Source organism: Bacillus sp. FSL K6-2865 (genome assembly GCF_040311405.1).
Lineage (GTDB): Bacteria > Bacillota > Bacilli > Bacillales > Bacillaceae > Bacillus > Bacillus velezensis.
In genome coordinates this window covers 2,403,901-2,418,631 of record NZ_CP152036.1, presented here as the reverse complement: position 1 = coordinate 2,418,631, position 14,731 = coordinate 2,403,901, and the positions used below count along the sequence as shown (strand labels likewise).

Sequence of the window (14,731 nt, the reverse complement as noted above, 5' to 3'; positions counted from 1 at the left end):
CATTGATGAATGACGCAAATGACGACGTACAAGAGAGGAAGGAAACGGACGGAAATGGGAAATTCGATTGTGAGGGCCCATACTGAAGAAACTGGTGAATTTTTAGCCGAGGTTGTCACGATGGTCAGCAGCTATTTAAATCATACAACTTTGCCGGAGATGCGGGCTCAAGGAGAGGCGGATGAGGCATACTGCCGCGACGTGCTCAGTGTGCTGAGGAGGATGACCGTCTTTTGCGAAGGCGCCCAGGAAGCCTGCAGGCGGCTTTTAATGCAGGAGCCGTTTCATGAGGCGAGAGCGGAAAAAACACTGTATAAAGTATATCATCAGTGCGTGGAAGAGTTTTTCATGCCGAAAAAGGATACATGGTACGAAAACAGCCGCGCCGCTTATACAGGCCAAAGCGCGATTGAATTCTACCAGCAAGTGCCGGACTCGCTGCGGAGCCTTCTGCTTTCGCTCAGCAGTGAATTTCTGCGGATGCGGGAAGAATTGGCGCAATATGAAGCATCAGGCTCAAATATGGCATCAGTCAGATAAAAACTCTTCCTTTTGGGAGAGTTTTTTTATGTGAAAGTGATGCAATTGGTATTCATAAGTCATGGACATGCGCATAAACTTGTACAAACCCACAACAAGGACGTGAGCATTCATGCGCTTTCTCAAAAAAGCTGCCGTATTTCTTTTGAATTTTGTTATTCTTTTTTCCATTACAGACGGCAATACGGCACATGCCCAAATACATGTCAGCGCAAAAAGCGCGATTATAATCGACGGAGCATCTGGCAGGGTGTTATTCGCCAAGGATGAACATCATAAGCGGCGGATTGCAAGCATTACGAAAATCATGACGGCGGTGCTGGCGATTGAATCAGGGAAGATGGAAGAGACCGTGACGGTTTCCCCGAATGCCGTAAAAACGGAAGGCTCAGCCATTTATCTTCAGCCGGGACAAAAAGTAAAGCTGAAAGATCTCGTATACGGGCTTATGCTGAGATCAGGAAATGACGCCGCTGCGGCAATAGCGGAATATGTCGGCGGAAGCCTTGACGGTTTTGTATTTATGATGAACAAAAAAGCCGAGCAAATCGGGATGGAAAATACAAAATTTCAAAATCCGCACGGGCTGGACGACCATGAAAATTTATATTCAACGGCGTATGACATGGCGCTTTTGACTAAATACGCGATGAAAATCAAGGAATACCGGACCGTTTCAGGCACAAAAGTGTATAAGGCGGAAACGATGGACCGGGTATGGAAAAATAAAAACAAGCTTCTGACCGGGCTCTACCGTTACAGCACAGGCGGAAAAACGGGTTACACAAAAATCGCGAAACGGACGCTCGTCTCGACGGCCTCAAAAGACGGTACGGATCTCATCGCGGTCACCATAAATGATCCGGATGATTGGGATGATCATATGAATATGTTTAATTATGTCTTTGATCACTATAAAACCTATGTCGTCGCCAAAAAAGGCGGCATCCCGAAGCTGAAAAAGACGTTTTACGGAAAGCGCGCTTTTATTGCCCGGGATGTCAAATATTTGTTAAAAGAGGATGAAATCGACGATGTAAAAATCCGCACAACCTTAATAAAACCGAAAAAAGCCTGGAAAAAGGACGCCTCTCTCATTCCTGATGTCGTCGGCCGGATGACTGTTATGCATGATGGGAAAGTGATCGCCAAGATCCCCGTCTATTATGAAAATGAGCGCCATAAAAAACCGAAAAAGCATTTCATTGAGACGTTTACGAGCCTGTTTATGAGCGCGGCGGGCGGTTCGTCATGGTCAATTTAATCTGGGTATGTCTGACGGTAATCGGACTTGTCTTTGCGATGTTTAACGGTACCTTGCAGGATGTGAATGAAGCCGTTTTTAAAGGAGCGAAAGAAGCGGTTACGATCTCGTTCGGATTAATGAGCGTTCTCGTGTTCTGGCTCGGCCTGATGAAAATAGCCGAGCAGTCCGGCCTTTTGGATATATTCAGCAGAATGTGCCGCCCGTTTATTTCTAAGCTGTTTCCCGATATTCCCCCTGATCATCCGGCGATGGGATACATCTTATCAAATCTCATGGCAAACTTTTTCGGACTGGGAAATGCGGCGACACCGCTCGGCATTAAAGCCATGGAGCAGATGAAAAAGCTGAATGGAGGTAAGTCTGAGGCCAGCCGTTCCATGATTACCTTTTTGGCGGTAAATACTTCGAGTATTACATTGATACCGACAACCGTCATTGCCGTGCGCATGGCTTACTCGGCGAAATCACCGACCGATATCGTCGGGCCGACCATCTTAGCGACTTTAATTTCGGGAATCGGCGCGATTTTCATTGACCGCTACTTCTGGTACCGCCGCAAAAGAAAAGGGAGGTAAGCGAATGGAAATGGTGAATTGGGTGTCTTTAGCCATGATTCCGATTATTATCGCCGGTATATTGATATACGGCACGATCAAAAAAGTGCCGACGTATGAATCATTCGTTGAAGGCGGAAAAGAAGGAATTGAGATTGCGTTTTCCATCATTCCGTATTTGGTCGGGATGCTGGTGGCGATTACCGTATTCCGGGCCTCGGGCGCGCTGGATTTTGTCATGGGGCTGTGCAAGCCTTTCTTTACAGCGCTCGGCATTCCCGCAGAAGTCGTGCCGCTTGCTCTGATCCGCCCGATTTCGGGGACGGCGGCGCTCGGCATGACGACAGATCTGATCGCCGTGTACGGGCCTGATTCATTTATCGGCAGGCTGGCCTCGGTCATGCAGGGATCGACTGACACGACGCTGTATGTCCTGACGGTGTATTTCGGGGCGGTCGGCATCAAAAAAATGGGGGATGCTTTAAAGGTTGGTCTTCTTGCTGATTTGATCGGGGTGGTTGCATCAATCATCATAGTTACGTTATTATTTGGAAGCGCCTGAAATCAGGCGCTTTTTATATATCAGAATAACTCTCCTTGAAAAAGCTTGTTTGTTCAAGGGGAAAAAAGTAAGATTATACTTGAGGTGAACGACATGGAAAGACTGCAAAAAGTTATTGCTCATGCCGGCGTGGCATCACGCAGAAAGGCGGAAGAGCTGATAAAAGAAGGAAAAGTAAAGGTGAATGGAAAAGTAATAACAGAGCTCGGCGTAAAAGTGACCGGTTCTGATCAGATTGAAGTAAACGGATTAAAGGTGGAGCGGGAAGAACCCGTGTACTTTCTGCTTTATAAACCGAGAGGAGTGATCTCAGCAGCTGATGACGACAAAGGGCGGAAAGTGGTGACCGACTTTTTCAAAGAAGTGCCGCAGCGCATTTATCCGATCGGCAGGCTTGATTATGATACGAGCGGACTTTTATTGCTGACAAATGACGGCGAGTTTGCCAACAAACTCATGCATCCGAAATACGAAATTGATAAGACGTACGTCGCCAAAGTGAAGGGGATTCCTTCCAAGGAACTTCTGAGAAAGCTTGAGCGCGGCATTCAGCTTGAAGAAGGCAAGACGGCGCCGGCCAGAGCGAAATTGCTTTCCCTGGACAAAAGAAAGCAGACGAGCATCATTCAGCTGACGATTCATGAAGGACGGAACAGACAGGTCCGCCGCATGTTCGAGGCGATCGGTCATGACGTGCTGAAACTAAAACGTGAAGAATACGCATTTTTAGATTTAAGAGGCCTGCGCACAGGAGACGCAAGAGAATTGTCGCCGCATGAGGTGAAAAGGCTGCGGGCTTTAGCTGAACACGGTAAAAACGCTTTCTAATTTTCACATAACCTTCAAAAATTACAAAACGTGTTGATGATATAATTGAATGGATTTGCAGGCAGGGGAGGGGAGCAGTGTACAATGAACAAAAAACGGCGGCGTTTATTCATTCGGACCGGCATCCTTCTCATCTTACTCTGCGCGCTCGGATATACCATCTATAATGCCGTATACACAAACGGTGAGCGTATATCTGAGGGGTCCAAAGCCCCGAATTTCGCGCTGAAAGATACAGAGGGCAGACTCATAGAACTGAGTCAGTTAAAAGGAAAAGGTGTTTTTCTGAATTTCTGGGGAACGTGGTGTGAGCCGTGCAAGCAGGAATTTCCCTACATGGAGAATCAATACAAGCATTTTAAAGACCTCGGTGTCGAGGTGGTTGCGGTAAATGTCGGCGAATCAAAAATTGCAGTACATAATTTTATGAAAACATACGGCGTCAATTTCCCGGTTGCGCTCGATACTGACCGGCAAGTGCTGGACGCGTACGGCGTATCACCTATTCCGACGACATTTTTGATCAATCCCGACGGAAAAGTCGTGAAAGTGGTGACCGGCACGATGACAGAACGCATGGTTCATGACTATATGAATTTAATTAAGCCGGAGGCGTCTTCATGAAAAAGGTCAAATGTGAATGCGGGCACGTGAATCCAGCCGGGACGGTTTTGTGCGAGTCGTGCGGGAAGCCGCTTGATGATCAAAAATCGCCGCTTGCCGATATGCGGTACGACGGCAGCGCAAGGCGTTCGCAAACATATAATAAAACAATCGTAGATAAGGTATGGAACTTCTTTTCTTCCGTAAAAGTCGGAATATGGCTGATCGTCATTACTCTGGCGGCGTCTGCTTTCGGCACGGTTTTTCCGCAGGAAGCTTATCTGCCGCCGGGCGCCCAGCCGGATACATATTATGAACAGCAGTACGGCATAATCGGCCAAATGTATTATCTGTTGGGATTTCATCACCTGTACGGCTCATGGTGGTATATGCTCCTGATCGCATCCATTGGCATATCACTGGTCATCTGCAGCCTGGACCGGGTGATTCCTTTGTACAGGGCGCTGAAAAATCAAGGAGTTCGGCGGAATCCGGTCTTTTTGAAGAGGCAGCGTCTATACAGCCGGACAGAAACCGAGCTGAGCGGGGATGCGGCTGATAGCCTCAGAACACGATTGAAAAAAAAGCATTATAGAGTGCGAGAACAAGAGGGCAGCATTCTGGCGGAAAAAGGCCGTTTTTCAAGGTGGGGGCCCTACGTCAATCATATCGGCCTGATCATTTTTCTGATCGGAGCCATGCTGAGATTTGTACCCGGTATGTATGTCGATGAAACGCTCTGGGTCCGTGAAGGCGAAACCGCCCAGATCCCAGGTACTGACGGCAAATATTACTTAAAAAACAACCGGTTCACGATGCAGACATATAACAAAGACACTGAGAAAAAAGTATTCGCCGACGCCATTGACAGAGCCGGAAACGGCAAAGTCGCCAAATCCTTCACAACGGACGCGGTTTTGTATAAGAGGGAAGGCGACATTGTATTCGGTGAAAAGCCGAAGCTTAAAAGAGTCAAAGAAAACAATATCCGCGTCAATGAACCGCTGCGCTTTGACTCCTATTCTGTATATCAGGTGGACTATAAAGAAAACCAGCTCGATCAGATGGTATTTCAGCTGATCGACCAAAAAACAAAACAGTCATTCGGCAAACTGAAGATCAATCTTCTTGATCCCGACACGGACTATGATCTTGGTAACGGTTACAAAGTGCAGATCGCCAGTTATCTTCCTGATTTTTATTTTAACAAGGACGGAGAACCGAGCACGAAAACGAAGGTTCCTAACAATCCGGCTTTTGTCTTTAAAATCACGGCTCCTGACAAGCCGAAAGAGGAGAAAAGTTTTGTTGCGATTCAGCAGACTGTTGAAGGTTCCGAAAGTAACAAGTACAAATTAAAATTCGACCATGTGGAAACGAAAAACATTACAGGACTCACCGTCAGAAAAGATTTAACCTTATGGGTGCTTGCCGTCGGCGGCGCGATCTTTATGATCGGCGTCATTCAAGGAATGTACTGGCAGCACAGAAGGATCTGGATCAAAACAGGTGATCATGAAGTGCTTGTGGCGGGACATACGAACAAAAACTGGTTCGGTCTGAAAAAAGATATCGAATTTGTTCTTAGCGGGACCGGGATTCAAGAGCCGGCCGATCAAAAAGAATTGGCCAAAAATCAGGCCTAGTGAAAAAGGAGTGGTGTCATGGCGGAGCTGAGCGCAAATTTTCTTTATGCTGCCTTTTTGATTTATTTAATTGCCGTCCCGGTTTTCGGCGGCGCCATCCGGGGAACAAAAGGTGCTAAGGACGGTAAGGGCCGCTGGTCGGCTATCGGAATCACGTTAACCATTTTCGGATTTCTTTGTCATCTCGGCTACTTCATTGCGAGATGGTCGGCAAGCGGACATGCGCCTGTCAGCAATATGTTTGAATTTACGACGTCATTCGGCATGATGCTTGTTCTCGCTTTTATTATTATTTACTTTATTTACAGACTGCCTTCATTAGGCATGTTCACATTGTCTATCGCGCTTTTGCTTATCGCATATGCAAGCATGTTTCCGACAGACATTACGCCGCTTATTCCGTCACTGCAGAGCAATTGGCTGTACATTCACGTCACGACGGCGGCGCTCGGGCAGGCGATTCTTGCGATCAGTTTTGTAGCCGGCGTCATTTTCCTGTTAAAGCATGTCGATCAATCCAGACCGGGCAAAAAAACGTTCTGGCTTGAAGTCATCATGTTTATACTCGTGACGACCGTGGCATTTATCGCCGTCACGTCGGCATTCCGGCTGGCGGACTACAAAGCTGAATTTAATTGGGTGGATAAAAAAGAAGCCAAAAGCGTCATGATATATGATATGCCTGCGCTTGTCGGCCCGCATGAGGGAGAACTGCTTACGGAAGGCGCAATGAAGCCGCTTATTGAGCTTCCGGCCATTTTTTCAGGCAGAAAGGTCAATACGGTGATCTGGTCGTTTGGCGCAGGTCTCGTTTTATACGGTGCGCTCAGGCTGATATTCAGAAAGAGAATCAGCGCTCTTATCAGCCCGCTCGTCAAAAATGTGAATCTGGACTTGGTCGATGAAGTCGGCTATCGCGCTGTTTCCATCGGTTTTCCGGTATTTACACTCGGCGCGCTTGTGTTTGCGATGATTTGGGCGCAGCTTGCATGGACGCGTTTTTGGGGCTGGGACCCGAAGGAAGTATGGGCGCTGATCACCTTTTTATTTTACGCAGCGTATTTGCACTTGCGGCTGTCAAGAGGCTGGCATGGCGAAAAGTCCGCGTGGCTTGCCGTCATCGGCTTCGCCATTATTATGTTTAACTTAATTTTTGTGAATCTCGTGCTTGCCGGACTTCATTCGTACGCATAGATGCAAAAAGCCGATACAGTTCTCAAGCTGCTGCACAGTTTGTTAAAATGAAAGTAACAGAAGGAAAGCAGGGGGAAAACGATGGATCAAACAAATGAAACTAAAATATTAGTAGTAGATGATGAAGCCAGAATTCGACGCCTTTTAAGAATGTACCTTGAACGGGAAAACTATGTGATTGAAGAAGCGGAAAACGGCGACGAGGCCATTAAAATGGGGCTGGCATCAGATTATGATCTGGTGCTCTTGGATTTAATGATGCCGGGAACGGACGGAATCGAAGTATGCCGGCAGCTCAGAGAAAAAAAAGCGACGCCGATTATCATGCTGACGGCAAAAGGGGAAGAAGCCAACCGCGTCCAGGGGTTTGAAGCGGGTACGGACGATTATATCGTCAAGCCTTTCAGCCCGAGAGAAGTGGTGCTTCGGGTAAAGGCGCTTTTAAGAAGGGCTTCCCAAACATCTTATCTGACAGCAAATACCCCGACAAAAAATGTGCTCGTCTTTTCGCATCTATCCATTGATCACGATGCTCACAGGGTGACTGCGGACGGCACGGAGGTGAGCCTGACGCCGAAGGAATATGAACTGCTGTACTTTCTGGCGAAAACACCGGACAAAGTGTACGACAGGGAAAAGCTTTTAAAAGAAGTGTGGCAGTATGAATTTTTCGGAGACCTCAGAACGGTGGACACCCATGTCAAACGGCTCCGTGAAAAATTAAATAAAGTGTCCCCGGGAGCGGCGAAAAAAATCGTCACCGTATGGGGAGTCGGATACAAATTTGAGGTAGGCGCTGAATGAAGTTTTGGAAAAGCGTAGTAGGTAAGCTTTGGTTTACCATTCTTTCACTCGTGTTAATTGTTTTATTTATTTTAACGGTGCTGCTTCTGGAATTTATAGAAAATTACCACGTTGAAGAAGCGGAAAAAGATTTAACGCAGCTTGCCGACAAAATTGCGGTCATAATAGAAAATCATGAAGACCAGCCGCTTGCCAGATCCATCACGTGGGAACTGGCGGACAATTTAACGAGCATCGCGATCATTCAGGATGATAAGCATGTCTGGTATTCGCCCAATGACGATAATCATTTATCCTCTATTACATTAGAGCAGATCAAACATGACCGGGATCTGCACAAGGCGCTGACAGACCGCAAAAAAGTAAGCAAACGCGCGGTCCCCAACAATGCCGGTTCGGATAACGAACGGCTGATCGTCGGAGTGCCGTATGAAAAAGACGGCAAAAAAGGCATGGTCTTTTTATCCCAATCGCTGCTTGCCGTCAAAGATACGACGAAACATACGACACGCTATATTTTTCTTGCGGCGGGCATTGCCATCGTCTTGACAACGTTTTTCGCGTTCTTTTTATCCAGCAGGGTGACATATCCCCTTCGGAAAATGCGGGAAGGCGCCCAAGACTTGGCGAAAGGAAAGTTTGATACAAAAATTCCGATTCTGACCCAAGATGAAATCGGGGAACTGGCCATTGCCTTTAATCAGATGGGACGGCAGCTCAATTTCCATATTAACGCGCTGAATCAGGAAAAAGAACAGCTGTCCAATATTTTAAGCAGTATGGCAGACGGGGTCATCACCATTAATATCGACGGCACCATTTTGGTGACCAACCCGCCGGCCGAACGTTTTCTGCAGGCATGGTATTATGAGCAGAACATGAACATTAAAGAAGGAGACAACCTTCCCCCTGAAGCAAAAGAGCTATTTCAAAATGCAGTGAACACGGAAAAAGAGCAAATGATTGAAATGACGCTTCAAGGAAGGTCATGGGTTTTATTGATGTCGCCTCTTTATGCGGAATCACACGTCCGCGGCGCCGTGGCCGTGCTCCGTGATATGACCGAAGAGCGCAGGCTGGATAAATTGCGTGAAGACTTCATTGCCAATGTCAGTCATGAGCTCAGAACCCCGATTTCTATGCTGCAGGGATACAGCGAAGCAATAGTGGACGACATTGCAAGCACCGAAGAGGAGAAAAAAGAAATCGCACAGATCATTTATGATGAATCTCTTCGCATGGGCCGGCTCGTCAATGATTTGCTGGATTTGGCCAGAATGGAATCCGGACATACGGGCCTGCACTATGAAACGGTAAACCTGCATGAATTTCTGGAGAAGATCTCCCGCAAATTTTCCGGGGTAGCGAAGGAAAAAGGCGTTTCGCTCACAGAGGACATCTCAGTGTCTCAGCCGGAGTGTGTCTTTGATGAAGACAAAATGGAACAGGTGTTTACCAACCTTATAGATAATGCGCTGCGCCATACGGAGTCAGGCGGAAGCGTTCATATCGCGGCTCAGACCGTAAAAGACGGACTGAAGATCGATATCAAAGATTCCGGCTCTGGTATACCGGAAGAGGACCTGCCTTTTATTTTTGAACGTTTTTATAAAGCGGACAAAGCAAGAACAAGAGGCAGGGCGGGAACCGGACTCGGGCTCGCCATCGTAAAAAATATCGTGGAAGCCCACGGCGGCTCAATTGCGGTTCACAGCAGCATCGACAAAGGGACGACGTTTACATTTTATATTCCGACAAAAGTGCAGGATGACGTCTGAAATTGACGAACAATCTTGTTCCATACGAAACACCCGCATGTTCTGCGGGTGTTTTTTATTTGTTTCTCCTTTAAAAATTTAAGAATATGTTAATATAAATTCCCTTCCAAATTCCAGTTTCTCGTAATATAGTTGTAATGTAACTTTTCAACGCATTTTTACGACAAAAAAGTGAACGGAGGGGTTTCCCATGGAAGAAACCTTTCAGATATTATATGATGCATACCATCAAGATTTATATCAATTTTTATATTATATGGTAAAAGATAAGTCGCAGGCTGAAGATTTGACGCAGGAAGTGTATATCCGCGTCTTGAATTCCTATCATACATTTGAAGGAAGAAGCAGTGAAAAAACATGGCTGTTGTCCATCGCACGCCATGTGGCGATTGACTGGTTCCGCAAGCAGCAGACGATCAGACAGCGTATTATGGGTACGTTTGATTGGGATACACAAGATGTCAGAGATCAGCATTTGCTTCCGGACGAACTCGCCGTACAGCATGAAAACGTCCGGGAAATTTATACCGCGCTTGATCATTGCACTATTGATCAAAGAGCTGTTATTATCTTGAGATTTATTCAGGGATATTCCATTCAGGAAACAGCCGCCGCTCTCCGCTTCTCGGAAAGCAAAGTCAAAACGACCCAACACAGAGGGCTCAAAATACTTCGGAAACAGATGGAGCTTTTGAGGGAGGAGCTAATGGATGATGAAGTCATATTGGAACGAAGAAAGAGTAGAGGAGTTGTTAAGACAACTTCCGGCGGTTAGAGATCATCGTTCACCCGAGGCCATTTACCGGAATATTGAAACGGGTAAACCGTACAGGAAAAAACCGGCCCGAAGCTGGATCGGCCCCGCCGCAGCCGGCGTCTGCGCATTGTGCATCGCTCTGATTATATCTCCTCACCTGATGACAAACAAATCTTTCGGTGATCTTACCGCTGACAGCCGCCAGACTGAAAAAGCCAGTCAGTCAGCTTCTGTCAAGCCGCCGGATCAGAAGACGTTCGTCGTCTCAAACCAAAACAAAAACAATTACATTACTTTGGCATTTGCCGATTCAGAAACATCCGCCGTCATACCGGTCAGTTTTGAAAAAAAGAAGCCGGATGAATCGGTATCAGAGGCTTTATCCGAAGCAGAAAACCTAGAAGTGCCCGAATCCTTCCTGTCTGTGCCGAACCTTTTGGAAGGTGTGCAGGTAACGGCGGATAAGAAGGATTTGCTTGTGCAGGTAAACGGACGGCTTTCTATCGAATCAGCTGCCGATGCTGACTTATTGAAAAAGATGCTGAAAGAGACTTTGACATGGAGTCCTTACGAGCGGATTAAATTGAAAAAGGTTCAAAACGGAGCCGGACAGGATTTTTATAAATCTTACGGCATATCCGCTGAGATGTCCGTACATAAACAGACAAACCGGGCGTATTTTTCTTACAGCGACAGTCTGGGACAAGAGTATCTCATCCCGTCTGAACAAACCTATTATTCAGTATATCAGGCTATTGACGGGATGAAGACAACAGACGGAGGCTCACAGACTGCGAGCATTATAGAAGCTGATGCGATTGCATCGGTATCGGAAAGGGAAGACGGCGAGCAGCTGCGGATTCAATTGTCCGAAAAACATAAGGTTGAAGATTCGCTGGAAGGGATTTTAATGATCGAAGGGCTTCTGTTAACTGCGAAGGAATTCGGTTATTCTGAGGTGCTGTTCACACATGCGCATACAAAGAAAATCGGTAATTATGATGTGACAAAACCTATCGCTGTGCCTGCCGCGCCTAATCCGCTTCCAAGCCATTAAACGTAAAAAAACCCAAAACATATGAATGTTTTGGGTTTTTTGTTGGTTACGGAAGATCAATCAGTTTAACGGAAACAATATCCTGAATTGAAGTCAGCTCATTGACGACTTTATCATCTAAATGTTTATCAAAAGAAAGCATCATAATGGCTTCTCCGCCTTTTTCTTTACGGCCTACCTGCATGGTAGCGATATTGATATCGTTATCGCCGAGGATGCGTCCTACGCGTCCGATTACACCAGTCGTATCCTGGTGCTGGATATAAACGAGGTGGCCGGCAGGATTTAAGTCAATATTAAAGCCGTTCAGTTCAACGATTCGTTCACCGAAGTGAGGGATATACGTAGCCGTTAACGTAAATGTGCTCCGGTCTCCGGTTACTTTTACGCTGATGCAGTTATCATATCCTGATTCATTGGAGGAAATCTTCTCGCTGAAGCTGATTCCGCGTTCTTTTGCTACACCGCCGGCGTTCACTTCATTGACCGTTGAGTCTACACGCGGTTTTAAGAAACCGGATAGCAGGCTTTTTGTAATAAATGATGTTTCAAGTTTGGCGATGGTGCCTTCATATTGAATCGCAACATCTTTGACGGGTTCCTTCATACATTGTGACACGAGACTTCCGATTTTATCGGCAATTTGGTGATAAGGCTGGATTTTTTTGAATTCATCTTTCGTCATCGCAGGCAGGTTGATCGCTGACATGACAGGCAGACCTTTTGCAAACTGCAGCACTTCTTCAGAAACCTGTGCAGCGACATTCAGCTGTGCTTCTTTCGTTGAAGCGCCTAAGTGAGGTGTGGCGATCACCAGCGGATGGTCGGGAAGCTTTGATTCAACTGGCGGTTCCACTTCAAACACGTCAAGGGCAGCGCCTGCGACATGGCCGCTTTCCAGCGCTTCCAAAAGCGCCGCTTCATCAATAATGCCGCCTCTTGCGCAGTTGATAAGACGGACGCCTTTTTTCGTTTTGGCAATGGTTTCTCTGTTAAGCAGTCCTTTTGTTTCCTTTGTTAAAGGCGTGTGGACGGTAATGATATCCGCGCTTTCAAGCACTTCTTCGAATGTCCGGCTGTTTACGCCGATTTTGCCGGCTCTCTCTTCGGTTAAGAAAGGATCGAATACATGAACCGTCATACCGAACGCTCTGGCGCGCTGGGCAATCTCGCTTCCGATCCGGCCCAGACCGACAATGCCTAAAGTCTTTCCGTAGAGCTCCGCCCCGACAAAAGCCGTCCGGTTCCATTCTCTTGATTTTACTGAGATATTGGCTTGCGGAATGTGTCTCATTAATGAAGAAATCATCGCGAATGTATGCTCTGCCGTTGAAATGGTGTTTCCATTCGGCGCGTTTATCACGATAACCCCATGTTTTGTAGCCTCATCAATGTCGATGTTGTCTACGCCGACACCGGCTCTGCCGACGATTTTTAAAGAGGTCATTTTTTTAAACAATTCTTCGGTTACTTTCGTGGCACTGCGGACTAACAGGGCATCAAAGGTATGTAATTCATCTTCTGCATCCGCGACGTTTTTTTGAACAATTTCTATAAAGTCTGATTCCATCAGCGGCTTTAAGCCGTCATTGCTCATCTTATCTGAGACCAAAACTCGAAACATTGTTAGATTTCCTCCTAGTTTAGCTGACTAAATATCTGATAATTTATCATATTCTCAATAGAGTGTCAATGTGTATTGACGCAGTAAAGGAGAAAAGGAAACCGCTGAATCAGCTTAAATTGGGCTTCCCCAATATTTTATTTAAATTTGAGCAGTTCTCTATACAATTGCAATTTGATCATATATAATGTGAATAAATTCATAAGATCAATCTTCGGGGCAGGGTGAAATTCCCTACCGGCGGTGATGAGCATCATGCTCTAAGCCCGCGAGCTGCTTCGGCGGCAGGATCCGGTGAGATTCCGGAGCCGACAGTATAGTCTGGATGGGAGAAGATGGAGGTTCAGCAGACGTTTTGATGCTTATATCAAACGTTTCTTTGCCAAGCCTTAGTAAGCTCCCGCTTTTTAACAAAAGCGGTTTTTTTATTGGGGCGCAAAAGAACCTTTCCTCTTTTCGAGAGATTTGATCGAAAAGGAGAGAGCATTGTGAAAGTAAAAAAATTAGTTGTCATCAGTATGCTTAGCAGTATTGCTTTTGTGCTTATGCTGTTAAATTTCCCGTTTCCGGGGCTGCCGGATTACTTGAAAATTGATTTCAGTGACGTTCCTGCAATTATCGCCATTTTGGTTTACGGGCCTGCGGCGGGGATTGCGGTTGAAGCGATTAAAAATATTCTGCAGTATATCATTCAAGGAAGCATGGCCGGCGTGCCTGTCGGGCAGGCAGCCAATTTTATCGCAGGAACGCTGTTTATTCTGCCGACGGCGTTTATGTTTAAAAAGCTCAATTCGGCAAAAGGGCTTGCAGTGAGCCTGCTGGCCGGAACCGCGGCGATGACCGTGCTGATGAGTATTTTGAACTATATTCTTATCCTGCCCGCGTATACTTGGTTTTTACATTCACCGGCACTGTCAAACAGCCAGTTAAAAACGGCGGTTGTGGCAGGAATTCTGCCGTTTAACATTGTAAAAGGCGTTATCATCACCATTGTCTTTACGTTCATCTTTACGAAGCTGAAACCTTGGATTGAACAAAAACGCAGCATCCAGACACAATAACCACTCCAAAGCGCCCGCTCTGTAAAACACAGACCGGGCGCTTTTTTGATTGTTTGATCACGCAAAAAAAATAAGACTCCGGCCGATAACAGCCGGAGTCTTATTCAGGACGAAAAAGCTCCTCTCACGGGGAGGGCTTTTTTATTCGTATTTCAGCGGGTCGCCTTCGAACGGTTCATCCGCAACTTTGATTGAATCAGTAGGGCATCCTTCAAATGCGTCAATCATATCTTCTTCCAGAACTTCCGGAACTTCGACGACGCCTTTATTTTCGTCAAGCGTAACGAACGCAATGCCTTCATCATCATAATCATAAATGTCTGGTGCCGCAGCTCCGCAGGCGCCGCATGCAATACACGTATCTTTATCTACAATTGTGTACTTTGCCATGAATAAAACCTCCCAGATTGTTCGTGTTGGAACAAATGGTTTACCTTATATATTTTTAAATATAAC

15 protein-coding genes and 1 riboswitch are annotated in these 14,731 nt (G+C 46.3%); of the genes, 13 read left to right on the top strand and 2 right to left on the bottom strand.

Annotated elements, in window-relative coordinates:
* Positions 1 to 54: 54 nt before the first annotated feature.
* From NYE42_RS11910 to NYE42_RS11855, 12 genes are all read left to right on the top strand, one after another.
* Complete coding sequence (locus NYE42_RS11910) at positions 55 to 540, top strand: DUF3907 family protein (protein ID WP_015240120.1); 486 nt, start codon at positions 55 to 57, stop codon at positions 538 to 540.
* A gap of 112 nt (positions 541 to 652) precedes the next feature.
* A complete protein-coding gene (locus NYE42_RS11905) occupies positions 653 to 1,804 on the top strand; it encodes a D-alanyl-D-alanine carboxypeptidase family protein (protein ID WP_352426483.1) in 1,152 nt (383 codons plus the stop codon).
* Positions 1,792 to 2,382, top strand: coding sequence for a nucleoside recognition domain-containing protein (locus NYE42_RS11900; protein ID WP_003153385.1), 591 nt, complete (start codon positions 1,792 to 1,794; stop codon positions 2,380 to 2,382). Before NYE42_RS11905 ends, NYE42_RS11900 begins: the two co-directional genes overlap by 13 nt.
* A gap of 4 nt (positions 2,383 to 2,386) precedes the next feature.
* The gene (locus NYE42_RS11895) at positions 2,387 to 2,923 is read left to right on the top strand and encodes a spore maturation protein (protein WP_007409431.1); all 537 of its coding nucleotides are present in this window, start codon (positions 2,387 to 2,389) and stop codon (positions 2,921 to 2,923) included.
* A 93-nt stretch (positions 2,924 to 3,016) separates the two neighbouring features.
* Positions 3,017 to 3,751, top strand: a complete 735-nt coding sequence (gene rluB, locus NYE42_RS11890) for a 23S rRNA pseudouridine(2605) synthase RluB (RefSeq protein ID WP_007409432.1) — start codon at positions 3,017 to 3,019, stop codon at positions 3,749 to 3,751.
* An 84-nt stretch (positions 3,752 to 3,835) separates the two neighbouring features.
* Positions 3,836 to 4,375 carry a thiol-disulfide oxidoreductase ResA gene (locus NYE42_RS11885; RefSeq protein ID WP_003153391.1) on the top strand — a complete coding sequence of 180 codons (540 nt, stop codon included), beginning with the start codon at positions 3,836 to 3,838 and terminating at the stop codon, positions 4,373 to 4,375.
* On the top strand, positions 4,372 to 6,000 hold the full coding sequence (locus NYE42_RS11880) for a cytochrome c biogenesis protein ResB (RefSeq protein WP_352426482.1): 1,629 nt from the start codon (positions 4,372 to 4,374) through the stop codon (positions 5,998 to 6,000). Before NYE42_RS11885 ends, NYE42_RS11880 begins: the two co-directional genes overlap by 4 nt.
* 18 nt (positions 6,001 to 6,018) lie before the next feature.
* Positions 6,019 to 7,194 (top strand): c-type cytochrome biogenesis protein CcsB, encoded by a 1,176-nt coding sequence (gene ccsB, locus NYE42_RS11875; RefSeq protein ID WP_007409434.1) that lies wholly within the window; start codon positions 6,019 to 6,021, stop codon positions 7,192 to 7,194.
* An 81-nt stretch (positions 7,195 to 7,275) separates the two neighbouring features.
* The gene (gene resD / locus NYE42_RS11870; protein ID WP_003153397.1) at positions 7,276 to 7,998 is read left to right on the top strand and encodes a DNA-binding response regulator ResD; all 723 of its coding nucleotides are present in this window, start codon (positions 7,276 to 7,278) and stop codon (positions 7,996 to 7,998) included.
* Positions 7,995 to 9,776, top strand: a complete 1,782-nt coding sequence (locus tag NYE42_RS11865; protein ID WP_007409435.1) for an ATP-binding protein — start codon at positions 7,995 to 7,997, stop codon at positions 9,774 to 9,776. The genes resD and NYE42_RS11865 overlap by 4 nt, the downstream gene beginning before the upstream one ends.
* 190 nt (positions 9,777 to 9,966) lie before the next feature.
* Positions 9,967 to 10,551: an RNA polymerase sigma factor SigX gene (gene sigX, locus NYE42_RS11860; RefSeq protein ID WP_352426481.1), complete on the top strand. Its 585-nt coding sequence runs from the start codon at positions 9,967 to 9,969 to the stop codon at positions 10,549 to 10,551.
* Complete coding sequence (locus NYE42_RS11855) at positions 10,526 to 11,590, top strand: sugar dehydratase (protein ID WP_352427012.1); 1,065 nt, start codon at positions 10,526 to 10,528, stop codon at positions 11,588 to 11,590. The genes sigX and NYE42_RS11855 overlap by 26 nt, the downstream gene beginning before the upstream one ends.
* 46 nt (positions 11,591 to 11,636) lie before the next feature.
* On the opposite strand, the gene serA is transcribed toward NYE42_RS11855, so the two are convergent.
* Entirely contained in the window at positions 11,637 to 13,214 is a 1,578-nt protein-coding gene (gene serA / locus NYE42_RS11850; protein WP_007409437.1) for a phosphoglycerate dehydrogenase, read from the bottom strand.
* A 206-nt stretch (positions 13,215 to 13,420) separates the two neighbouring features.
* Positions 13,421 to 13,555: riboswitch (FMN riboswitch) on the top strand.
* A gap of 147 nt (positions 13,556 to 13,702) precedes the next feature.
* Between serA and NYE42_RS11845 the strand changes: the two genes are divergently transcribed.
* Complete coding sequence (locus tag NYE42_RS11845; protein WP_007409438.1) at positions 13,703 to 14,275, top strand: ECF transporter S component; 573 nt, start codon at positions 13,703 to 13,705, stop codon at positions 14,273 to 14,275.
* 141 nt (positions 14,276 to 14,416) lie between these two features.
* On the opposite strand, the gene NYE42_RS11840 is transcribed toward NYE42_RS11845, so the two are convergent.
* Positions 14,417 to 14,665, bottom strand: coding sequence for a ferredoxin (locus NYE42_RS11840; RefSeq protein ID WP_003153403.1), 249 nt, complete (start codon positions 14,663 to 14,665; stop codon positions 14,417 to 14,419).
* Positions 14,666 to 14,731 lie beyond the last annotated feature (66 nt).

Excerpts from the sequence above, each read along its gene's own strand:
- NYE42_RS11910 (WP_015240120.1), top strand. The coding sequence starts at position 55 with ATGGGAAATTCGATTGTGAGGGCCCATACTGAAGAAACTGGTGAATTT.
- NYE42_RS11905 (WP_352426483.1), top strand. The coding sequence starts at position 653 with ATGCGCTTTCTCAAAAAAGCTGCCGTATTTCTTTTGAATTTTGTTATT.
- NYE42_RS11900 (WP_003153385.1), top strand. The coding sequence starts at position 1,792 with ATGGTCAATTTAATCTGGGTATGTCTGACGGTAATCGGACTTGTCTTT.
- NYE42_RS11895 (WP_007409431.1), top strand. The coding sequence starts at position 2,387 with ATGGAAATGGTGAATTGGGTGTCTTTAGCCATGATTCCGATTATTATC.
- rluB (WP_007409432.1), top strand. The coding sequence starts at position 3,017 with ATGGAAAGACTGCAAAAAGTTATTGCTCATGCCGGCGTGGCATCACGC.
- NYE42_RS11885 (WP_003153391.1), top strand. The coding sequence starts at position 3,836 with ATGAACAAAAAACGGCGGCGTTTATTCATTCGGACCGGCATCCTTCTC.
- NYE42_RS11880 (WP_352426482.1), top strand. The coding sequence starts at position 4,372 with ATGAAAAAGGTCAAATGTGAATGCGGGCACGTGAATCCAGCCGGGACG.
- ccsB (WP_007409434.1), top strand. The coding sequence starts at position 6,019 with ATGGCGGAGCTGAGCGCAAATTTTCTTTATGCTGCCTTTTTGATTTAT.
- resD (WP_003153397.1), top strand. The coding sequence starts at position 7,276 with ATGGATCAAACAAATGAAACTAAAATATTAGTAGTAGATGATGAAGCC.
- NYE42_RS11865 (WP_007409435.1), top strand. The coding sequence starts at position 7,995 with ATGAAGTTTTGGAAAAGCGTAGTAGGTAAGCTTTGGTTTACCATTCTT.
- sigX (WP_352426481.1), top strand. The coding sequence starts at position 9,967 with ATGGAAGAAACCTTTCAGATATTATATGATGCATACCATCAAGATTTA.
- serA (WP_007409437.1), bottom strand. The coding sequence starts at position 13,214 with ATGTTTCGAGTTTTGGTCTCAGATAAGATGAGCAATGACGGCTTAAAG.
- NYE42_RS11840 (WP_003153403.1), bottom strand. The coding sequence starts at position 14,665 with ATGGCAAAGTACACAATTGTAGATAAAGATACGTGTATTGCATGCGGC.